Source organism: Sellimonas catena, from assembly GCF_027924685.1.
Taxonomy (GTDB): domain Bacteria; phylum Bacillota; class Clostridia; order Lachnospirales; family Lachnospiraceae; genus Sellimonas; species Sellimonas catena.
Map to the genome: position 1 here is coordinate 34,981 of NZ_BSBO01000018.1, position 22,749 is coordinate 57,729.

A 22,749-nucleotide genomic window follows, 5' to 3' on the forward strand; every position below is an offset into this window, starting at 1 on the left:
CTTATCTGACTTCCTCTCTAATACTCATGATCATCTCAAACAGTCTTTCCAGTTCTTCGTCAGAATAATACTCTATTTCTATTTTTCCTTTACCATTTGCCTTTCTGTTGACGCTGACTTTCGTTCCCATGATTCCTTTCATTTTTTCCTCCAGATCATGGTAAATAAAATCATTTTCCTTTTTTACTTTCTTTTTCTCCGGTTTTGGTTTATTCCATTCACGGATCAGCTTTTCTGTCTCTCTTACACTCAGTTTTTCATCAAAAACCTGAGTTGCAGCCGCATATTGTTCTTCCTTATCTTCCAAAGCAAGAAGTGCCCTTGCATGTCCACTTGAAATCATATCGTCAATCAGCATCTGTTGTACTCTTTCATCCAGCTTCAGGAGACGGATCGAATTCGTTACTGCTGTTCTGCTCTTTCCAACACGCTCCGCGATTTCATCCTGCTTCATGGAAAACTCTTCCATCAGTCTTTTATATGCCTGTGCTTCTTCTACTGGATTCAGGTTTTCTCTCTGAATGTTTTCGATCAGAGCAATCTCAACGACTTCCTGTTTTGAATATTCTCTTATAATCACTGGCACTTCCTTGACTCCGGCCAGCTTAGCTGCCCTCCATCTCCGTTCTCCGGCGATAATTTCATAATATCCGTCCTTTTTCTGTACAAGAAGCGGCTGCAGCACTCCAAACTGCTTGATCGACTCTGCAAGTTCCAGAAGGGAATCTTCCTCAAAATTTCTTCTCGGCTGTTCTCTGTTTGGTTCAATCATATTGATTTTCACCAGTTTTTCTCCAGTTGATACCGCTTCTTCTGTTTTTTCCTTTGCAGGCGTACTCTTTTTGGCCGAACGGTTATCCGGGATCAGACTGTCCAGTCCCTTTCCAAGTCCTTTTCCTAATCCACTTCTTTTCGCTGTCATTCTTCTTCTCCTTTATGAATAACTTCATCTGCCAATAGCATATAACTCTCTGCTCCGGTTGACTTTGGATCATACAGATTAATCGGCATACCATAGCTTGGCGCCTCAGCAAGTCTGATATTTCTCGGAATGATGGTCTTGTAGATCGTCTGTTCCAGGTTATCTTTTACATTTTCCACTACCTGAAGTGAAAGATTTGTTCTCGCATCATACATTGTGAACACGACGCCTTCCATCTTCAGATTCTCATTCAATCTTTCCTGTACAAGTTCAATTGTGTGGATCAGCTGGCTTAATCCCTCCAGAGCATAGTATTCACACTGAATCGGGACCAGTACACTGTCAGCTGTCGTCATCGCATTGATTGTCAACATATTCAAAGACGGAGGGCAGTCGATAATCACATAATCATAATTTTCTCTTATCTTTGCCACCTCATCTCTGAGGATATATTCTTTGTTTTCTACTCCAATCATTTCGATTTCGGCGGCCGACAAATCAATATTTGTAGGAAGCACGTCCAGATTTTCAATCACTTCTTTGCACAGAACCTCTTCAATTCCTGCTTTTCCAATGATCAGATCATAGACTGTATTTTCTACCTGATCTTTCTCTACCCCCAGCCCGCTGGTCATATTTCCCTGCGGGTCCATGTCAATCGCCAATACTTTCTGTCCTTTTGCCGCCAGACACGAGGATAAATTAATAGCTGTTGTCGTCTTGCCGACGCCGCCTTTCTGATTGGCAACCGCAATTATTCTACCCATTTATACTTCACCTTTCTTTCATAAGCCTTATTATAACATTTTTTATTTCTATAATCTATATAATGTTTCATGTGAAACATGAAAAATTCGTAACGATTCAGCTATGTGGTTCAGATTTCGGTGAAATGTTCCACGTGAAACAAAAAAATTTCGTATTCATTCAGCTCCATAACTCAAATTTCAGCAGAATGTTTCACGTGGAACATCAAGAAACTCGTGTCAATTCAGCTGTGCAGCTCCGATTTCGGCAAAAATGTTTCACGTGGAACATTTTGGAACAAAACCAGGTCTTTGTCTTCAAGCTAAAATCGTCCCTCAAACACATGATGTTTCACGTGAAACATTTTCTTTTTGCACCAAACCACTGCGCCTTGAATTCTCGATGAGCAATAACCAAAACAAGAATCGTGTCGAAAATTTCATACATTCACTTCTTTTCTTGCTCTATCCAATGTAGTATAATATATCATAAGAATAACTATGAAAGTTGGCCGAATTTATGAAGAAAAAAATAAGATCTTTTGTTATCCTGACTGCCTTATGTGCAGCTACAATACATATTATAAACAGAACGATTCATCATCTCTCTACACTGCATAATCTGCTTCACAAAGAGAATGAATCTGATTATGAATGGCGTTTTGGGAAGATTCATTATAGAAAATGCGGCACTGGGAAGCCTTTGCTGCTGCTCCACGATCTTGCTCCGGCAAGCTCATCTGTAGAGTGGTCTCACATTGTTCCTTTACTTTCCAGGGAGCATACTGTTTATACGGTAGATCTTCTCGGATGTGGTCAGTCAGATAAGCCAAACCTGACCTATACCAATTTTCTGTATGTACAGATGATTTCCGATTTTATCAAACATGTAGTCCATGAACCTGTAGATGTCATCGCCACTGGTGCTTCTGCTCCTCTTGTAGCAATGACAGCAACCTCCAGCCAGGAACTAATTGATAAAATGATCTTCGTTAATCCGCAGAGCCTGCATGAGTTGGCTAAAATACCTTCCAAGCGCAGCAAATTATTATATCACTTTATCAATATGCCACTGCTTGGCACTTTCCTTTATAATATCTTGTTCTGCCGGAGACGGATTGCCGCAAAATCGGAAGAAGCATTCTTTGATCCTGCTCAGATCGATGAGCTTATGGTCAATACCTATTATGAGTCTGCTCATCTGGATCATATGCATTCCAGATACCTGTTTGCAAGCATCCGCGGAAACTATACGAATGTGAACCTTGCACCATTCCTTTCAAGGATCACACACAGTATCTTTATTATTACCGGTGCTGAGAATCCTCTCTTTATTGAGAACGCATCCCAGTATCAAAAATACCTTCCGTCAATCGAAATTGTCTCCATGGGAGAGACAAAAGCCTATCCTCACATTGAAAAACCGGAAGAATTTTGCGAACAGGTTGAGATCCTTCTTGATCCAAAATAACAAAAAAAATGAGTGTTTCACGTGAAACACTCATTTTTTTATTACTGTTTTTATTACTGTAATGGCTCTTTTGCAGGCAGGCCTGCTTTTCTCGGATATTTCTTTGCCGTAGATTTGATTTTCTTAATTTTAATGAATGAACGGCCAATCTCGGTTCCCTGCAGCTTGAACTTATACACTTCTTCGATTGTTCCTCCAAGAATTTTTGCCGCATTGCGTGCCTGTTCTACTTCTTCATCCACTTCTTCCGACTTATACGGTACAAAATAGCCGCCAACTTTTACATAAGGAAGGCAATATTCCGATAAAGTGGCCAGATTTGCCACTGCGCGCGATACACAAAGGTCAAACTTTTCTCTATAATCCGCCTTTTTAGCGAAATCTTCTGCTCTTCCATGGATCGTTTCAATTCCGTTAAGTCCCAGCTTTGCAATTACCTCATTCAGAAAACGGATTCTTTTATTTAATGAATCCAGCAACACAACTTTGATCTCTGGAAAGACGATTTTAAGCGGAATTCCCGGAAATCCGGCTCCGCTCCCCACATCGATCAATGATGATACCTTTGTCATATCACAGCTTTTGACAATCGAAAGGCTGTCCAGGAAATGCTTTTCATTCACTTCCTCATATTCTGTAATTCCGGTGAGATTCATTACCTTGTTCCATTCCACCAGAATATCATAATACTGATCAAACTGTTCGTACTGTCTGTCCGTCAGGGAAAGACCGATCTCTTTTAATCTTGCTTCAAACACCTTATCCACTCTTCTTCTCCTTTCCCGTTAAGCCCGTCTCATGGACTCCAGATAGACCAGCAGCACGGAAATATCTGCCGGTGAAACCCCGGATATTCTGGATGCCTGTCCGATGGATACCGGACGCTGCGCGCTCAGCTTCTGCACTGCCTCAATCCGAAGGCTTTTCACATCGTTATAATCAATATCCTCCGGTATTTTCTTTTTCTCCATCTTCTTGAACTGTTCCACCTGCCGCATCTGCCGCTTGATATATCCGTCATATTTAATATTAATATCAACCTGCTCTGCCACTTCTTCCGGAATCTGCGGCCTGTTTTCATCAATTGGAGCCAGAATATTGTAATGAAGCTCCGGTCTCCGGATCAGATCCGCAATGGTTGCTCCGGAATTCAGTGGAGTACTTCCATACTGTATTAACAGATTCTGTACTTTTTCACTAGTTCCAACATTCACATGTTCTACTCGTTCTATCTCAGACGCTATCATTTTTTCTTTTTCCAGTAGTTTTTCATACCGTTCTTCTGAAACCAGCCCGATTTCATATCCAATCTTCGTCAGTCTCTGGTCCGCATTGTCCTGGCGAAGCAGGAGGCGGTATTCTGCCCTGGATGTCATCATTCTGTATGGTTCATGGCTCTCTTTTGTAACCAGATCATCGATGAGAACGCCGATATAAGCCTGGGAACGGTCCAGAATGAGCTGTTCCCTGCCAAGGATCTTCTGCGCCGCATTGATGCCCGCTACAAGTCCCTGTGCCGCAGCCTCCTCATATCCGGAGCTTCCGTTAAACTGTCCGGCACTGTAGAGCCCTTCCACCTTCCGAAATTCCAGCGTCGGATAAAGCTGTCTTGCATCGATACAGTCATACTCAATCGCATAGGCATTTCTCACAATCTTCGCATGCTCCAGCCCCGGTACAGAACGGTACATCTCATACTGTACATCCTCCGGGAGGGAACTGGACATTCCGCCGATATACATCTCATTCGTATATTCTCCCTCCGGTTCGATGAATACCTGATGCCTGTTTTTATCTGCGAATTTTACGACCTTGTCTTCGATAGACGGACAATACCTCGGTCCGGTTCCCTCGATCGCGCCGGAAAACAGAGGGGATCTGTCCAGATTATTCCGGATGATTTCATGGGTTTTTTCATTCGTATACGTCAGCCAGCAGGAAATCTGCTCTCTCTGCACCGATTCCGGATCTGTTGTAAAGGAAAACGGTGTAATTCTTTCGTCTCCCTTCTGCTCTTCCATCTTGGAAAAATCAATCGATCTGCGGTCGATTCTCGCCGGAGTTCCTGTCTTAAAACGGTACATTGATACACCAAGCTTCTTCATGCAGTCAGACAGGTATGTGGACGCCTGAAGGCCGTTTGGGCCGGTTTCTATGCTGACATCACCATAAATACACCTCGCCTTCAAATACGTCCCTGTACAGAGGATTACGGCCTTACAGCGGTATATGGCACCGGAGATGATCTGTACTCCGGTAACTTTCCCGTCTTCCACGAGAATATCCACCACTTCCGCCTGCTTTAAATCCAGCCCCGGCTGGTTTTCCAGCACCATACGCATGGCCTTGCTGTACTCCTGTTTATCCGCCTGCGCTCTCAATGAATGAACCGCAGGCCCTTTGGAACGGTTGAGCATTTTTGACTGAATAAATGTGCGGTCGATGACCTTTCCCATCTCTCCGCCGAGAGCATCCACCTCTTTTACCAGATGTCCCTTTGATGTTCCGCCGATATTCGGATTGCACGGCATCATCGCCACGCTTTCCATGCTGACCGTAAAGACAATCGTCCTCATCCCAAGTCTTGCCGCCGCCAGGGCCGCCTCACAGCCCGCATGTCCGGCGCCGATTACAGCAACATCGTACACGTCTTTATTTTCCCATACAGAATTTACTGAATATTTCATTAACCAGATCCTCTCCTATCGTTTCTCCCGTAATACTTCCAAGTGCTTCGTATGCATCCATCAGATCAATCGTATAAAAATCCTCCGGCATGCCGTCTTCGATACTTCGTTTTACCTGTTTCAGGCTTGTAAAGGCCTGTTCCAGAGCCTCTTTCTGCCTCACATTCGTAATATAGACTTCATCATTAAAAGCAATCTCGCCCCGGAAAAACATCTCCTTTACGGTCTGTTCCAGTTCGTAGATTCCCTCTTCTTCCTTTGCTGAAATCTCAATCATCGGCTTATCCAGATGTTCCTGGATCATTTCTTTTGTCACCTTTGTCTCAAGATCCGACTTATTCAACAGAACAATCACGTTCTTATCCTGGATCATCTCCATGATCTCAAAATCATTTTCATCCAGATTTCGCGATGAGTCAACTACAAAAATAATCAAATCCGCATCTTCTGCCTGATTTTTCGCCCGGTCGACGCCGATTTTTTCCACCACATCTTCTGTCTTTCGGATTCCGGCCGTATCCATAATATTCAGGCTGACTCCGTTTAACTGGATGTGCTCTTCCAGAATATCCCTTGTCGTCCCCTCAATCTCCGTCACAATGGCCCGCTCTTCTCCTACCAGCGCATTCAGAAGAGAGGACTTCCCTGCATTTGGCTTTCCTACGATCACCGTCCGGATTCCTTCCTGCATCATCCTGCCGTTATCCGCAGTATCGATCAGTTTTTTCAGTTCTTTCAACAATTCCTCTACTTTTTCCACAAGGGTATCTCCGTATCCGTCCAGAGAAATATGCTCCGGATCATCCAGGGCAGACTCAATGTAGGCTGTATGATACAGAATTTCTTCCCTCATGGCGCTGATTTTGCGTTGTACGCTTCCTTTCAACTGACTGACTGAATTCTTCAAGGCATACTCATTTTTGGAATGAATGACGTCTATGACCGCCTCTGCCTGCGACAGATCCATCCTTCCATTCAGGAAAGCCCTCTTTGTAAATTCACCCGGTTCAGCAGCTCTGGCGCCGTTTTTCAGTACGGTTTCCAGTATTTTTCTGACGACAAAGATTCCCCCGTGGCAGTCGATTTCCACGGTATCTTCTCCTGTATAGCTGTGCGGTCCTCTCATAAGCATCACCAGCACTTCATCTATCGTATTTTCCCCGTCCTTGATCCACCCATAATGTACGGTATGAGATGGCTGCGAGGAAAGTGTTTTCTTCCCTTTATAAATCCTGTCTGCAATTTCAAATGCATCCGGTCCGCTGATCCTTACAATTCCGATTCCGGAATCCGACATGGCTGTCGAGATCGCTGCGATTGTCTCCGTTACTTTCATCATGTCTGCACCCTCTCTTGTTCCTGCATATTCTGCACTGGAAATATTTTCCTGTTCGAAAAACAAAAAGGGCAGATTCTCCTGTTGTCATGGAAATCAGCCCTTTTTCTATCTTTACTTATTTCTGATTAAGGTTACTACGACTCTTCTGTAAGGCTCTTCTCCTTCACTGTGTGTCGTCACATAACGGTCTGCCTGAAGAGCAGAATGAATAATTCTTCTTTCGTATGGATTCATCGGTTCCAGAGCAACCGGTTTCTTCGTTCTCTTTACCTTGTAGGCAATGTTTTTCGCAAGATTTTCGAGAGTTTCTTTTCTTCTTCTTCTGTAGTCTTCTGTATCCAGCTTCACTCTCACATATCCATCCTGTGTCTTGTTTGCTACTCTGTTTGTAAGATACTGAAGAGAATCCAGTGTCTGACCTCTCTTACCGATCAGGATTCCCATATTCTTTCCATCCATCACGATTTCGAGGGCGCCCTCTTCATCAATACGGGATGAAATTTTAACTTCCATATCCATTGCGTGAAGCACGTCTGTGAGGAATTTCTCACATGCTGCAATTGTCTCATCCTGCACTTTTGCGAGCTTTTTACTCTCCTGAACCGGCTTTGTTTCTTTTACTTCTTTCACTTCAGCCGCTTCTTTTTCTCTTTTTTCTTTCCGCTCTTTCTTTTCTCTGCGCGGTTTTTTCTCTTTTACCTCGGATTTCATCTCCGGTTTTACTGCTTTTTCTTCGCCTTTTACCTCAGAGATGACCTCCTGGATTTCTTCTTTAAGCTCTTCTAATTCATCTTCTTTTTCTACTGTTTTCTTTTTCCATGCACGGATGACAGCCTGTTTGCTTCCGATTCCAAGAAAACCGCTGCTTCCTTTTTCAATTACATCGTATTCCAGCATATCACTTGTAACACCAAGCTGGATCAGGGCTTCTGTAATTGCATCATCCACTGTTTTTGCTGATACTGTAATTTCACCCATCCTGATAACCTCTTTCTTCATCTCTTACTTCTTTTGACTGTCTTTATGATTACTTTCATTATACTGTCTTACCAGATTTGCTTTCGCTGCGAGGCTTCCTGATTTTGCGTTTTTGCTCTTCTCAGCCGCTCTTTGTAAGGCTTCTTCTCTTTCTTTTTCTGTCATCTTTTTCTGTTTTGGCTCTTCAATGCTTCTTGCGTGAACCTGAGCCATCTCAGAAAGTTTCTGTGCGTTTGTGCCCTTCTTTTCTCTCTTTTTCGCCGCTTTTTTCTGATTCTTCTCAATCAGTTCTTCAATCGATATCCTGGAAAGATATTTATTAATAGCAAGCTGCTGAATCATACGTACTACTGCACTGGCGATCCAGTAAAGTCCGATACCGGAAGGGAATGTAAAACACATTACCACTGAAAATAACGGCATGATCTTCATCGTTGCATTCATGGAATTTACCATGGAATTGTCACTGCTGTCATTTTCTGTCGGCGCTGCCGTCGGTGAAAGTTTCATACTGATATACTGTGTCAATCCCGAAATAATCGGAATAGACAGAGCCAGGATTGCCGCTATAACAGCTCCTGTTTGAATCGAATTCATGAAAATATTCAGTGGAGTTTCCGCAATATTGATTCCGAGGAAAGAATTCAAATGTGTCAGACTATCCTGAGTAGAACGGATCAGCGACTCCAGATCCGGCAGTTTGTCGGCCAGAGTATCCCAGCTGCTTTCCTGAAATTTGTAAAGCGCATCCACCATAACGTTGGGCTGGCTGAATTTATATCTGGACGGATCCATTGCAATCGCATTCGTCTTACCAAGCGCCTCCATTGCCGCCTGTCCGCCTTCGGTGGACAAAAGCTGATTTACGAGCGGCATGTAAACTTCTTTGATTCCGTCTACATAAGCCGGGATATTACGGATTACATAAAACAGCCCCCACAGAATCGGCAGCTGGATCAAAAGCTGCGAACAGCCTCCCATCATGGAAGTTCCGTATTTCTCATAGACCATCTTGGTTTCTTCCTGCATCTTCATCATCGATGCCTGGTCTTTTTTGTTCTTATATTTGTTCTGAATCCTTCTAAGCTCCGGATTCATTACAACGGTCAGTTTTGACGCCTTTTGCTGTTTGTACGTCAATGGAAGAAGCAGTGTATAGATAATGATTGTAAAAATAATGATACAAAGACCAATATTTTCAATATGGAATACATTACTAAGCACACTGAAAATTCCGTTCATCAGATGCCCCAGAAGCCAGGAAATCTGGCCGACGATCGGAGCCGATGACTGTGTCAATAATAAACCTTCCATCAGTTCTCCTCCATATTCAGGTATTATTTAATTACGGTACCGGATCGTATCCTCCCCGGTGGAACGGATTACATCTGAGTATTCTCCAGACCGTAAGAAGTCCTCCCTTTAAGGCTCCGTACTTCTCGATTGCCTCCAGTCCGTACTCCGAACAGGTCGGCGTATAAATACAGTGCTGTGTCGGCAGCTTGTACTTTGATAAATGCTTTCTGTAAAAACGAATTACTGCAAGCAACAGTTTTTTCATCGTTTCATCTCCATTTCATTTCCCTTATCCGAAGAATCCTGCTGTGTGTCCTGTAAATATATATGATGAAGTTTTCCGAGATGGACCACTGCACTTTCTATTTCCTGATAGCTTTTGTCCTTTGCCGAAGCCCGTGCAATGATAATTATGTCATATCCACGCCGGAAATGCTCTTCCTGCAGTCGATAACTTTCTCTCAATAGCCGTGTAACCCTGTGACGGACTACACTGTTCCCTACCTTTTTGCTGACTGAAAGTCCCAGTCTGTTGCCCGAGGTACCATTCTCTCTGACATACATGACAAGATATCTGTTTGCATAGGATTTTCCTTTTTTATAGGTCAGCTGAAAATCCCTGTTCTTTTTCAATGATTCTGAAAACTGCATTGCCGTATGCTCCTGATATGTTCTACGGTACGCAGATTATCCGCCTTTTCTTCATTCTGTATAGAAGAAAAGGCCACATATATGCGGCCTACGCTGATAATCTTTTTCTTCCTTTTGCTCTTCTGGCTGCGAGAACTTTTCTTCCGCCTGCCGTGCTCATTCTTGCTCTGAATCCATGAACTTTCGCTCTGGAACGTTTCTTTGGCTGAAATGTCATTTTCATTACTTTCCACCTCCTTAACCTGAAACTTATATATATAAATATAAGTACATTAATATCGTTCTTTGCTAAAAGACACCACGTCTGATTATAGTCAAAAACCCCCTGCAAGTCAAGTAATTCCGTGATTTTTTTACGTTTTTTCACAAGGATCCACAGTTATACAGCTCCTTTCCACAGGACCGGAACAATTTTATCTGCTCCGGAATGCTTTACACGCTGATTTCCACATGTTTTCAACATTTTGTGGATAATTTTGTGATTTTGTGTGGAAAACATGTTGGATTCTACTAAATTCGTCATTTTTTTTCCGGTTTCATGCGGTTTTCCACTGTTCAAAATCTTATCCACATCGATTTTACATTGCACTTGAAATCTTTTTGTTGTAATATATAAGGGAGTGAATCTATTTATTTCACGAGATCGCAGCGAAAATCCGGCCCGTTTTTTTGTGTCGGGTGTTTTTTGCTGTGCTTTTCAGTCATGTCCTGATCAGACGTCTCTGACAGGCGGACAGTACTAAAACAATAAGATTAGGAGTCATCAAAATGGACATCGTAACAGAAAAATGGAATGAAATAATTGAAAATTTAAGACTTGAGCATAGTCTTTCCGACGTTTCATTTAAAACATGGATTCTTCCATTAAAAGTCTATGATGTAATTGAAAATACCGTCTATATTCTCGTGACGTTAGATGGGACCGGTGATTATATCGATTACATAGAGAAAAAATACCTCCTTCCATTTAAAGTTTCGATCGCTGAAATTACCGGAATCGAGTATGATGTCAAATTTATTCCGGATAACCCGAGCGAACTGGAAAAGGTAGAAGAAATAGCAAATGCTCACAAGAAAAAAGCAGCGGCACACACAAAGAAAAACGACAATCTTCTTATGATAGAGCGTGCAAACTTAAACCCGCGCTATACATTTGATACCTTTGTCGTCGGCAAAAACAACAATTTCGCCCATGCCGCATCCCTTGCAGTTGCAGAATCACCGGGTGAAGTATACAATCCTTTATTCCTCTACGGAGGTGTAGGACTTGGGAAAACCCATCTGATGCATTCGATTGCTCATTTTATTCTGGAAAAAGATCCGAAGAAAAAGGTTCTCTACGTGACAAGTGAGGCCTTTACCAATGAACTGATCGAATCCCTCAGAAGCGGTAAAACAGGAAACGAACTTCCGATGACTGCTTTTCGTGATAAATACAGAAATGTCGATGTGCTCCTGATTGACGATATCCAGTTTATTATAGGAAAGGAGAGTACCCAGGAAGAGTTTTTCCACACATTCAATCACCTGCATGTGGCCGGAAAACAGATCATCATTTCCTCGGACAAACCTCCTAAGGATATCGAAACACTGGAGGCACGGCTTCGTACCCGGTTTGAGTGGGGACTCATCGCTGATATTTCGGCTCCGGATTACGAGACCCGAATGGCAATTCTGAAGAAAAAAATCGAATCCGATCAGCTGGAACGCTACCATATTCCGGAAGATGTTCTGCAGTTTATTGCGACTAACATCAAATCCAACATCCGGGAGCTGGAAGGTTCTCTTAACAAACTGATCGCACTGTATAAATTAAAGAACGAAGAGATCAATATTTCACTTGCAGCCGAGGCTTTAAAAGATCTGATCTCGCCGGATGAAAACCGGAAGATCACGCCGGAACTGATCATCGAAACAGTTTCCGAACATTTCGGGATCTCTGTAGCGGACTTAAAGAGCGCAAGCCGCGATGCAAAGACAACAAGCGCACGCCATATTGCCATGTATCTTTGCCGTTCCATGACAGACACCCCTCTGAAAATGATCGGATCCTTACTTGGCGGAAGAGACCACTCGACTGTGAAACATGGTGTGGATAAAGTGTCGAAAGATATGGAAAACAATGATTCTCTGAAAAATACAATCAGTATCATTCAAAAGAAAATCAGTCCGCTTTGATGATTTTCCTGCATTCATCCTCATGAAATCCAAGCCCGTTCAACGAAGATTTCCATCCCGGAATCCACGAACTGGCGCGGGTTTGCACAGGTTATGCACATATCCACACATCCTAAGGCGGCGAATGCGGATATCTTATATATAAAAATTTATCTGGCTCAGCGAAAGGAGTTATACACATGAAAATTATCTGCACAAAATCCAATCTGGCAAAAGGTGTGGGAATCGTCTCCAAAGCAGTTCCTTCTAAAACAACAATGCCGATTCTGGAATGTATTTTGATTGATGCGACAAACGATATAATCAAACTGACAGCAAATGATATGGAACTTGGAATCGAAACAATTATCGAAGGTGAAATTGTACAGCCTGGTATGATTGCTCTGGATGCAAAAATCTTTTCTGAAATTGTCAGAAAGCTCCCGGATAGTGAAATCGTTATCACAACGGATGAAAATGAACAAACATTAATTACCTGTGAGAAAGCGAAATTTCAGATTGCCGGAAAATCCGGAAGTGATTTCGCCTACCTTCCATATATTGAAAAGAACGAATCCATTCTGGTATCACAATATACATTAAAAGAAGTGATCCGCCAGACAATCTTTTCTATTGCTGATACAGAGAGCAACAAGCTGATGACCGGTGAGCTGTTTGAAGTAGAAGATAACATTCTGAAAGTAGTTTCACTGGACGGTCACAGAATCTCCATCCGGAAGATTGAGCTGAAAGACAACTATGACCATAAAAAAGTTGTCGTTCCAGGAAAGACACTCACAGAAATCAGCAAGATTTTATCCGGCGATGCCGAGAGCGAAGTACAGATTTACTTTGCAGAAAATCATATTGTATTTGAATTTGATCAGACTGTTGTCGTATCCCGTCTGATCGAGGGAGAGTATTTCCGCATTGAGCAGATGCTCTCAAGCGATTATGAGACGAAGGTACACATTAATAAAAAAGAACTGTTAAACTGTATTGACCGTGCAACGCTTCTTGTAAAAGAAGGAGACAAGCGTCCGATCATCATTCAGATCGGCGACGAAACAATGGAGCTGAAGATTCAGTCACAGCTTGGATCCATGGATGAGGAGATTTTTATCACAAAAGAAGGAAAGGATCTTCTGATCGGATTCAATCCGAAATTCCTGATCGATGCCCTGAGAGTGATCGATGACGAGGATGTCGCGCTCTACTTTATGAATGCGAAGGCTCCATGCTTTATCAAGGATGAGAAGGAAAGTTATGTATATCTGATCCTTCCGGTCAACTTTAACGCAATCTAAAGGAAAGAGGTTACCAGATGGAGACAATTACACTTCGGGATGAATTTATCAAACTTGGACAGGCGCTGAAAGCCGCCGGACTTTGTGAATCCGGGGTAGAGGCGAAAGAAGTCATCCAGGACGGCCTTGTGAAGGTCAATGGAAGTGTCGACACAAGACGCGGAAGAAAGCTGTATGACGGGGACGTCGTATCCTTCGACGGACAGGAAATCAAAATACAGAAATAGCGGACAGGTGCGGCATGATCATCCAGTCATTGAAATTAAAAAATTTTAGAAATTATGAACTTTTAAATCTTGAATTTCATCCTGTCACAAATATTTTTCACGGGGATAATGCCCAGGGAAAGACGAATATTCTTGAGGCGGTCTACCTTGCGGGCACGACGAAGTCGCACCGCGGAACAAAGGACAGGGATATGATTTCGTTTGGAAAAGAGGAATCCCATATTGAGGTCGAGGTTCTGAAAAATGGGGTTCCTTTTCGAATCGATATCCATCTGAAAAAAAACAGCCCGAAGGGGGCGGCCATCAACCGGATGCCGGTGAAACGTGCAAGCGAACTGTTCGGGATCATTAATCTGGTGTTTTTTTCACCGGAGGATCTGAATATTATCAAGGATGGTCCGGCTCAGAGGAGACGGTTCATGGATCTGGAGCTCTCCCAGCTCGATAAGATCTATCTGAACAACCTGGCGGACTATAACCGGGTGGTCAACCAGAGGAACCGACTGTTAAAAGAGATGGCATTTCAGGATAATTTAAGAGATACGCTGGACATCTGGGATCTGCAGCTCATCCGGTACGGGGAGCTGGTCATGGAAGGAAGGCGGAAGTTTATCCGGGAGATCAATGAGATCGTCGGAGAGATACATGAAAAGCTGACCGGGGGAAAGGAACGGCTTGTCATGGAGTACGAACCGTCCACAGGGGAGATGTCCCTTGAGGAGGCGGTGAAAAAGAACCGGGAGCGGGATATCCGGATGAAGAGTACCTCTGCGGGTCCACACCGGGATGATATCTGCTTTCGGATCCATGATATGGACATCCGGAAGTTCGGTTCTCAGGGACAGCAGCGTACAGCGGCACTTTCCCTGAAGCTTGCGGAGATTGAGATCGTAAAGCGGGTGATTCATGACACGCCGGTTTTACTTTTGGATGATGTGTTGTCTGAACTTGATAAACACAGGCAAAACTATTTATTAGACAGCATACACGATATTCAGACTCTGATCACCTGTACCGGTGTGGAAGAGTTCGTGAATCATCGTTTTTCAATCAATAAAGTGTTCCTTGTCCAGAATGGACATGTAACAAATGAAAATTAATAGGAGGATCAGTATGAGCGCAGAATATGGTGGAGATCAAATCCAGATCTTGGAAGGGTTGGAGGCGGTCCGCAAAAGACCAGGAATGTATATCGGCAGCACTTCTGCAAGAGGACTTCACCACCTTGTGTACGAAATCGTGGACAATGCGGTGGATGAGGCGCTTGCGGGATTTTGTGATACGATCGAAGTGACGGTCAACGCGGATAATTCCGTGACAGTCATTGACAACGGAAGAGGCATTCCAACCGGCATCAACCATAAATCCGGGCTTCCTGCCGTGGAAGTCGTATTTACGGTACTTCATGCCGGCGGAAAATTCGGAGGCGGAGGATACAAGGTATCCGGCGGTCTTCACGGAGTAGGGGCATCCGTTGTCAATGCGCTTTCAGACTGGCTTGTAGTAGAAGTATGGAGAGACGGCAAAATTCATGAACAGCGTTATGAGAGAGGCAAGGTCGTCACTCCGCTGACTGTAATCGGGGAATGTGACCCTGATAAAACCGGAACGAAAGTCACTTTCCTTCCGGACGAGACGATTTTTGAGGAGACAGTGTTTGATTACGGAGTGTTAAGACAGCGTCTCCGTGAAATGGCATTCCTTACAAAAAATCTGAAGATCACATTAAAAGACGACAGAGAGGAAAAACGGGAGGAGTCCTTCCACTATGAAGGAGGAATCCGCGAATTTGTAAGCTATTTAAACCGAAGCGTGCAGCCTCTTTATGAGCAGATTATCTACTGTGAGGGCACAAGAGATGATGTGTATGTGGAGGTTGCAATGCAGCATAACGATTCCTACACAGAGAGTACATACGGGTTTGTCAATAATATTACAACACCGGAAGGTGGTACTCATATTGTGGGATTCCGTAATGCTCTGACAAAGACGTTCAACGCTTATGCAAAGAAGAATAAACTGATCAAGGAAAATGAGCAGAGCTTGAGCGGTGAAGATATCAGGGAAGGACTGACTGCCATTGTCAGTGTTAAACTTCCGGAGCCTCAGTTTGAGGGACAGACAAAGCAGAAGCTTGGAAACAGCGAGGCAAGAGGAGCGGTCGACAGTATCGTAAGCTCCCAGCTTGAGATTTTCCTGGAGCAGAATCCGGCTGTGGCAAAGACAATTATTGAGAAGTCTGTGATGGCACAAAGAGCGAGAGAGGCAGCGAGAAAAGCGCGTGATCTGACAAGAAGAAAGTCGGCGCTGGAAGGCATGTCTCTGCCTGGAAAGCTTGCGGACTGTTCCGACAAGGATCCGAAAAACTGTGAAATCTACATTGTAGAGGGAGACTCCGCCGGCGGTTCCGCAAAGACGGCGAGAGACCGTACGACCCAGGCGATTCTGCCGCTTCGTGGTAAGATTCTGAATGTGGAGAAGGCACGACTGGACAAGATTTACGCAAACGCGGAGATCAAGGCTATGATTACAGCTTTCGGAACCGGAATCCATGAAGATTTTGATATCAGCAAGCTACGGTATGACAAGATTATCATCATGACCGATGCGGATGTGGACGGGGCACATATCAGTACCCTGCTTCTGACATTCCTTTACCGGTTTATGCCGGATCTGATCAAAGAAGGACATGTATACCTTGCAAAACCGCCGCTTTACAAACTTGAGAAAAATAAAAAAGTCTGGTATGCGTACAGCGATGAGGAGCTTGCATCCATTCTCGCGGAAGTGGGACGTGACCAGAATAACAAGATCCAGAGATACAAAGGACTTGGTGAGATGGATTCAGATCAGCTCTGGGAGACGACGATGGATCCGGAACAGAGAATTCTGATCCGTGTGACGATGGATGAAGAGACATCCTCGGAACTGGATCTGACATTTACGACTCTGATGGGAGACAAGGTCGAACCGAGACGTGAGTTCATCGAGGAAAATGCGAAATACGTGAAGAATCTGGATGTATAAGGGAAGGGAGATAAGCAATGGAAGATACTATCTTTGATAAGATCGAGGAAATCGATCTTGAGAAAAAAATGAAAGAGTCGTATATCAACTATGCCATGAGCGTTATCGCTTCCCGTGCGCTTCCGGATGTAAGGGACGGTCTGAAGCCGGTACAGAGAAGAATCCTGTATTCGATGATCGAGCTGAACAACGGTCCGGACAAGCCGCACCGTAAATGTGCGCGTATCGTCGGTGATACGATGGGTAAATATCATCCGCACGGTGACAGTTCCATCTATGGAGCCCTGGTTAATATGGCACAGGACTGGTCCACACGTTATCCGCTTGTAGACGGCCATGGAAACTTCGGATCCGTGGACGGGGACGGCGCGGCAGCCATGCGTTATACAGAGGCAAGACTCAGTAAAATTTCCATGGAACTGACTGCGGATATCAATAAAAATACCGTAGACTTTGAGCCGAACTTTGACGAGACGGAAAAGGAACCGGTTGTACTTCCGGCGAGATTTCCGAATCTTCTCGTAAACGGAACCTCCGGTATCGCGGTCGGAATGGCGACAAATATTCCGCCGCACAACTTAAAAGAAGTCATTGGTGCGGTAGTCAGGATCATCGATGACCAGATGGAGAATAAAGAAACGACCATCGAAGACATTATGAAGATTGTAAAAGGACCGGACTTCCCGACCGGAGCGACGATCCTCGGAACAAGAGGAATCAACGAGGCGTACCGCACCGGAAGAGGAAAGATTGTTGTCCGGGCCGTAACTAATATTGAGGCCATGGCAAACGGCAAGAGCCGGATCATTGTGACAGAGCTCCCGTACATGGTCAATAAAGCAAGACTCATTGCAAAGATTGCGGATCTGGTGAAAGAAAAGAGAATCGACGGTATCGTTGACTTAAGCGACCAGTCCAGCCGGGAAGGTATGAGAATCTGTATTGAGCTGAGACGTGACGCCAACGCAAACGTCATCTTAAACCAGCTCTACAAGCACACCCAGCTCCAGGATACGTTTGGAGTCATCATGCTGGCACTCGTGAACGGGGAGCCGAAGATCATGAATCTTCTGGATATGCTCGGACATTACCTGAAACATCAGGAAGAAGTCATTACGAGAAGAACCCAGTACGAGTTAAACAAGGCAGAAGAGCGTGCCCATATTTTACAGGGACTGCTCATTGCCCTTGACAATATTGACGAAGTCATCAAGATCATCCGTGGTTCCCAGACCGTACAGCTTGCAAAGACGGAATTGATGGAACGCTTCCAGCTCTCCGACGCACAGGCACAGGCAATCGTAGACATGCGTCTGCGTGCTCTGACCGGACTGGAAAGAGAGAAGCTGGAAAAAGAATTTGAAGAACTGATGAAACGGATCGGGGAGTTGAAAGCAATTTTGGCAGACAGAAACCTGCTTCTTGGAGTCATCAAAGAAGAGATCCTTGCGATCAGCGAAAAATACGGAGACGAGAGACGGACACAGATCGGATTCGATGTGTACGACATCTCTACAGAAGATCTCATTCCGAGGGAGGACGTTGTGATCACCATGACAAAGCTGGGCTATATCAAGCGGATGACAACGGACAACTTCAAGAGCCAGAACCGAGGAGGACGCGGCATCAAAGGAATGCAGACACTGGATGAGGACTACGTGGAAGAACTCTTTATGTGCTCAACCCATCACTATATTATGTTCTTCACCAATACGGGAAGAGTCTACCGTCTGAAAGGATATGAAATTCCGGAGGCGGGAAGGACCGCAAGAGGAACGGCGATCATCAATCTGCTTCAGCTTCAGCCGGAGGAGAAGATCACCGCAGTCATCCCGATCAAGGAGTATGAAGAAGGACAGTATCTGTTCATGGCAACCAAGAAGGGTCTTGTCAAGAAGACTCCGATCATGGACTACGCAAATGTCAGAAAGACAGGACTGGCAGCCATCACACTCAGAGAGGACGACGAACTGATCGAGGTTAAGACGACAGACGATACGAAGGACATTCTGCTTGTAACAAAATACGGACAGTGTATCCGCTTCCACGAAACAGATGTCCGGCCGACAGGAAGAACATCCATGGGAGTACGTGGAATGAATCTTGGTGATCAGGATGAAGTTATCGGAATGCAGCTTGATATCCAGGGAGAATATCTCCTGATTGTATCGGAAAAAGGTATGGGAAAACTGACCGCTATGGAAGAATTCACACCACAGAATCGAGGCGGAAAAGGAATCAAATGCTACAAGATCATTGAAAAGACAGGAAATGTCGTAGGTGTGAAAGCCGTCGATGAGGAGGATGAGATCATGATTATCAATACCGAAGGCATTATCATCCGGACCGAGTGCTCCGGCATCTCAAAACTGGGACGGATTACATCCGGCGTCAAACTCATCAACCTGGACGATAACGTCAGCGTGGCAAGCATCGCAAAAGTCAGAAAGACGGAAGACGATGGGGACGAAGAGGAAGAAAGCCAGGAAGAGAACGAAGAAGTGACAGAAGAATAAAGAAGTGACCGCGCACCTGTTTTGTGCACGGTTACATAGAAAACAGGAAGATGTTCTCAGATCGAGAATGTCTTCCTGTTTTTTTATTTGCTATAAAGCCGGTTTTTGTAAATGAAATACAGTACAGCTCCAACAACCGCCGTCACAAGCTCGGTAGCCGGGAAGGACATCCAGACACCTGTCATGTCCCAGAGGTTTGCAAAGAGAAAGGCAATCGGGATAATCAGGATCAGCCCCCGCAGGAGAGAGATGATCTGTGCCGGAAGTGCCTTCTCGACGGAAGTAAAGTACATCGAAAGGATGATATTGAATCCCGCAAACACAAGGGAGGTAAAATATAACTTCAGTCCGGTTATTGCAATCTCCTGCAGCTTTGCGTTGTGTTCGCTGTTAAATGCAGATGCGATCGGATCCGCAAATACAAAGAGGATCAGGTACATCACTGCGGACAGGATCACCATGGAAATCATGGCGTAGCGCAGAAACTGCCGGATGCCGTCCGTCTTTTTCCGGCCGTAGGAATGGCTGACAAGCGGCTGGATTCCCTGGGCGATTCCGGTATAGAAAGAAAGAACCACGAGGGAAATATTGGCGATGACTCCGTAGGCAGCTACTCCTGTATTGCCTTCCAGGCCCAGAATCAGCATATTAAATATAATCATGACAATCGCGGCGCTGATCTGGGACAGCAGGGAAGGAAATCCAAGGGAAATATTGGTACGGATGGAATCTGCATCCGGAACCAGTTTCCGGAAATGGAATCCTCTTTTCTTTCCAAGCCAGTGCGGGGACATGATAGTGAGTCCGACAACCGGAGAAAATCCGGTGGCAAGAACCGCACCAAGCATTCCCATATTGCAAGGGAAGATAAAAATATAGTCAAATACGACATTGAACAGACTTCCGCATACGGTTGCAATCATGGAAAGTCTTGGATTGCCGTCGTTTCTTACGAAACAGAGAATGATATCATTAAAAATAAAGGCCGGTGAAAACAGCATCATCACACGTAGATACGTATTTGTCATTTCGAAGGTATTCTGATTGGCACCAAGGAGTCTTGCCAGGGAACCGGAGAAAAACAGCCCTCCGAGCATAAAAATTATTGAGAAAAAGATCCCCAGATATACGGTATTCGTAAAAATCGTATCGGCACCCTTCTGATTATTCTGGCTTTTCAGAATGGAAAAACGGGTAGCGCCTCCCATTCCGAGCATCAGTCCGGTTCCATGAATAAAATCATAGGTCGGAATGGCAAGATTCAGGGCTGCAAGACCATTTGTCCCCAGTCCCTGGGCCACAAAAAAGGTATCAGCAAGAATATAGCAGGAAATGGCAATCATACCCATAATGCTGAAAAAGGAATACCTGATAAAATCCTGAAATGGTGTATTTTTCGTCATAAAACCCTCCTGTTATTTTATTTCGGACTTCCACGCCGGAAAAGACAAAAAGAAAAGCGCTGACATTTTGTATCTTCAAAGGCCTACGATACAAAATCCAACGCTTGATTACCCGGCGGTAAGTCTTTATTTTATTTCTCGAATCAGAATATCAGAATGCCAGGAAAGAGTCAAGGAAAAATTCAGATGAGTTGACTTTTTTCTGCCTATCCTGTTTAATGAAAAACAGGAAGAAGATGATGAAAGGAGAGACCGGGTATGCAGACGACAAAAATTCTGCTGGTGGAGGACGACCGGCTGATTATAGAAAATCTGACAGAATTTTTAAAGGGGGAAGGCTTTGAAGTACAGTACGCCGAAGGGCAGGAAAAAGCGATGAGACTTCTGGAAGAGCAGGAATTTGACCTGATCCTTCTGGATGTTACGCTGGCACAGGGAAACGGTTACAGTGCCTGTACACAGATCAAGTCCAGATATGAGATTCCGATTATTTTTCTGACGGCGCTGGACGATGAATTTTCCGTGGTGACCGGACTGGAGATGGGAGCGGATGATTATATCAGCAAGCCGTTCCGGCCAAGGGAGCTTGTATCCAGAATGCGGACGGTACTCAGAAGAACGGGCCGGAACCAGAAGATGCTTTCCTGTCAGGATATCTGTGTGGATCCGGTCAAGGGAATTACGACAAAAAAGGGAGAGGAAGTATTTCTCTCGGCGCTGGAATACAGGCTGCTGCTAGTCTTTTTCCAGCATCGGGGCATGGTGATGTCAAGATCCATGCTTCTGGAGGAAATCTGGGATATTGCAGGAGAGTATGTCAATGACAATACGCTGACAGTCTATATTAAAAGACTGAGAGAAAAGATCGAGGACAATCCACAGGAGCCGAAGATCATCAAAACGGTTCGGGGACTTGGATATAAGATGGAGGGATAAGGATGAAACTGTTTCGGAACCGGGAGATTGGAAGCTATATGTCCGCTTTCCTGCTTACTACAGCTGCAGTCTGCATCTGTTTTCTTTTAACAGGAGGAAATGCGGTCTTTTATCTGATGGCGGAAGGTCTGATCCTTCTTGGGATTTTTCTCATCTGCCTGAGAAGGCGGTATGAGGATATGGAAAAACTGACCCAGAAGGTCGACCGGATTCTTCATGGAGAGGATCAGCTGGAGCTTGGTGAATATAAGGAAGGGGATCTCGAAATTCTAAAAGACGAGATCTATAAGATGACTGTTCGTTTAAGAGAGCAGAACGAGCAGCTGGAACGGGAAAAGAGTTATCTTGCCAATGCGCTTGCTGATATTTCCCATCAGATCCGCACGCCCCTTACTTCTTTAAATCTTATGGTAGAACGGCTCAGAAGACCGGATATGGAAGAAGGACAGAAACGAAAAATATACCGGGAAATGACAGGGATGCTTCAGAGGATGGAGTGGCTGATCCTGGCTCTTCTGAAAATTTCCAAACTGGATGCAGGGGCGGTTACATTGGAAAAACAGAAAATTATGGTAAGACCGTTTTTGAGAGAAGTCTTAAGTGTTCTTGAAATTCCGATGGAGCTTAGGGAGCAGCAGGTCATTTTGAATGGAAATGAGGATGCCTCATTTTATGGAGATGAATCCTGGACTATGGAGGCAGTCGAAAATGTACTGAAAAACTGTATGGAACACACCCCTTACGGCGGAACAATCCGGATTTCCTGGGAGGAGAATCCTCTCTACACGGAGATTTCGGTGACAGATTCCGGAAAGGGGATCGATGAAAAAGATCTTCCTCACATTTTTGAGCGGTTTTATAAAGGAAGAATGTCGGAACAGCAGAATTTTGGCATTGGACTTGCGCTTTCACGCAGCATCCTTTCAAACGAGAAGGCAGTGATTACGGCAAAAAACGCAAAAGAAGGAGGAGCAAAATTTCAGATGCGTTTTTATGAAAACCGTTAAAAAATGCAAAGTGACAGAATTGTTATGAAAAAGTCATTCGGGTGTCATGCGGGCCGGGTATACTCATTTTCAGAAAGCA

The 22,749-nt window shown here is 44.4% G+C and carries 20 protein-coding genes; 9 read left to right on the top strand and 11 right to left on the bottom strand.

All coding sequences use genetic code 11. The annotated features are described in order from the left end of the window. Nucleotide 1 precedes the first annotated feature (1 nt). Both Selli1_RS09555 and Selli1_RS09560 read right to left on the bottom strand, forming a co-directional pair. Nucleotides 2-922: a ParB/RepB/Spo0J family partition protein gene (locus Selli1_RS09555; protein ID WP_087255195.1), complete on the bottom strand. Its 921-nt coding sequence runs from the start codon at nt 920-922 to the stop codon at nt 2-4. Continuing rightward, a complete protein-coding gene (locus Selli1_RS09560) occupies nt 919-1,689 on the bottom strand; it encodes a ParA family protein (RefSeq protein WP_087166519.1) in 771 nt (256 codons plus the stop codon). Before Selli1_RS09560 ends, Selli1_RS09555 begins: the two co-directional genes overlap by 4 nt. A gap of 499 nt (nt 1,690-2,188) precedes the next feature. Between Selli1_RS09560 and Selli1_RS09565 the strand changes: the two genes are divergently transcribed. Continuing rightward, nucleotides 2,189-3,139: an alpha/beta fold hydrolase gene (locus Selli1_RS09565; RefSeq protein ID WP_281872904.1), complete on the top strand. Its 951-nt coding sequence runs from the start codon at nt 2,189-2,191 to the stop codon at nt 3,137-3,139. A gap of 53 nt (nt 3,140-3,192) precedes the next feature. Here the strand turns inward: Selli1_RS09565 and rsmG are convergent, their stop codons facing one another. The 8 genes from rsmG to rpmH all read right to left on the bottom strand — a co-directional run bounded on the left by rsmG (nt 3,193) and on the right by rpmH (nt 10,313). Then, the gene (gene rsmG / locus Selli1_RS09570; RefSeq protein WP_281872905.1) at nt 3,193-3,906 is read right to left on the bottom strand and encodes a 16S rRNA (guanine(527)-N(7))-methyltransferase RsmG; all 714 of its coding nucleotides are present in this window, start codon (nt 3,904-3,906) and stop codon (nt 3,193-3,195) included. A gap of 18 nt (nt 3,907-3,924) precedes the next feature. Beyond that, nucleotides 3,925-5,826 (bottom strand): tRNA uridine-5-carboxymethylaminomethyl(34) synthesis enzyme MnmG, encoded by a 1,902-nt coding sequence (mnmG, locus tag Selli1_RS09575; protein WP_191426977.1) that lies wholly within the window; start codon nt 5,824-5,826, stop codon nt 3,925-3,927. After that, nucleotides 5,792-7,162 carry a tRNA uridine-5-carboxymethylaminomethyl(34) synthesis GTPase MnmE gene (gene mnmE, locus Selli1_RS09580; protein WP_281872908.1) on the bottom strand — a complete coding sequence of 457 codons (1,371 nt, stop codon included), beginning with the start codon at nt 7,160-7,162 and terminating at the stop codon, nt 5,792-5,794. Before mnmE ends, mnmG begins: the two co-directional genes overlap by 35 nt. Before the next feature lie 114 nt (nt 7,163-7,276). Continuing rightward, nucleotides 7,277-8,143, bottom strand: coding sequence for an RNA-binding cell elongation regulator Jag/EloR (gene jag / locus Selli1_RS09585; protein WP_087166907.1), 867 nt, complete (start codon nt 8,141-8,143; stop codon nt 7,277-7,279). A 24-nt stretch (nt 8,144-8,167) separates the two neighbouring features. Continuing rightward, nucleotides 8,168-9,457, bottom strand: a complete 1,290-nt coding sequence (locus Selli1_RS09590) for a YidC/Oxa1 family membrane protein insertase (RefSeq protein ID WP_087166515.1) — start codon at nt 9,455-9,457, stop codon at nt 8,168-8,170. Between the two features lie 31 nt (nt 9,458-9,488). Continuing rightward, nucleotides 9,489-9,704, bottom strand: a complete 216-nt coding sequence (gene yidD / locus Selli1_RS09595) for a membrane protein insertion efficiency factor YidD (RefSeq protein ID WP_087166514.1) — start codon at nt 9,702-9,704, stop codon at nt 9,489-9,491. Further along, nucleotides 9,701-10,090, bottom strand: a complete 390-nt coding sequence (gene rnpA, locus Selli1_RS09600) for a ribonuclease P protein component (protein ID WP_087166513.1) — start codon at nt 10,088-10,090, stop codon at nt 9,701-9,703. Before rnpA ends, yidD begins: the two co-directional genes overlap by 4 nt. An 88-nt stretch (nt 10,091-10,178) precedes the next feature. Next, nucleotides 10,179-10,313, bottom strand: coding sequence for a 50S ribosomal protein L34 (gene rpmH / locus Selli1_RS09605; protein WP_024733939.1), 135 nt, complete (start codon nt 10,311-10,313; stop codon nt 10,179-10,181). A gap of 545 nt (nt 10,314-10,858) precedes the next feature. Here rpmH and dnaA point away from each other — a divergent pair. From dnaA to gyrA, 6 genes are all read left to right on the top strand, one after another. Next, the gene (gene dnaA, locus Selli1_RS09610) at nt 10,859-12,268 is read left to right on the top strand and encodes a chromosomal replication initiator protein DnaA (protein WP_087166511.1); all 1,410 of its coding nucleotides are present in this window, start codon (nt 10,859-10,861) and stop codon (nt 12,266-12,268) included. A gap of 179 nt (nt 12,269-12,447) precedes the next feature. Then, on the top strand, nt 12,448-13,554 hold the full coding sequence (dnaN, locus tag Selli1_RS09615; RefSeq protein ID WP_087166510.1) for a DNA polymerase III subunit beta: 1,107 nt from the start codon (nt 12,448-12,450) through the stop codon (nt 13,552-13,554). Nucleotides 13,555-13,571: 17 nt separating this feature from the next. Next, the gene (locus Selli1_RS09620) at nt 13,572-13,781 is read left to right on the top strand and encodes an RNA-binding S4 domain-containing protein (RefSeq protein WP_087166509.1); all 210 of its coding nucleotides are present in this window, start codon (nt 13,572-13,574) and stop codon (nt 13,779-13,781) included. 14 nt (nt 13,782-13,795) lie between these two features. Then, the gene (gene recF / locus Selli1_RS09625) at nt 13,796-14,881 is read left to right on the top strand and encodes a DNA replication/repair protein RecF (RefSeq protein ID WP_087166508.1); all 1,086 of its coding nucleotides are present in this window, start codon (nt 13,796-13,798) and stop codon (nt 14,879-14,881) included. 13 nt (nt 14,882-14,894) lie between these two features. After that, complete coding sequence (gene gyrB / locus Selli1_RS09630; protein ID WP_087166507.1) at nt 14,895-16,808, top strand: DNA topoisomerase (ATP-hydrolyzing) subunit B; 1,914 nt, start codon at nt 14,895-14,897, stop codon at nt 16,806-16,808. A gap of 17 nt (nt 16,809-16,825) precedes the next feature. Beyond that, on the top strand, nt 16,826-19,324 hold the full coding sequence (gene gyrA / locus Selli1_RS09635; protein ID WP_138373372.1) for a DNA gyrase subunit A: 2,499 nt from the start codon (nt 16,826-16,828) through the stop codon (nt 19,322-19,324). Between the two features lie 83 nt (nt 19,325-19,407). Here the strand turns inward: gyrA and Selli1_RS09640 are convergent, their stop codons facing one another. Further along, nucleotides 19,408-20,727: an MATE family efflux transporter gene (locus tag Selli1_RS09640; RefSeq protein WP_281845491.1), complete on the bottom strand. Its 1,320-nt coding sequence runs from the start codon at nt 20,725-20,727 to the stop codon at nt 19,408-19,410. Nucleotides 20,728-20,985: 258 nt separating this feature from the next. Between Selli1_RS09640 and Selli1_RS09645 the strand changes: the two genes are divergently transcribed. After that, nucleotides 20,986-21,663: a response regulator transcription factor gene (locus Selli1_RS09645; protein WP_087255225.1), complete on the top strand. Its 678-nt coding sequence runs from the start codon at nt 20,986-20,988 to the stop codon at nt 21,661-21,663. Nucleotides 21,664-21,665: 2 nt separating this feature from the next. Beyond that, on the top strand, nt 21,666-22,670 hold the full coding sequence (locus Selli1_RS09650) for a sensor histidine kinase (protein WP_281845490.1): 1,005 nt from the start codon (nt 21,666-21,668) through the stop codon (nt 22,668-22,670). Nucleotides 22,671-22,749: the final 79 nt, after the last annotated feature.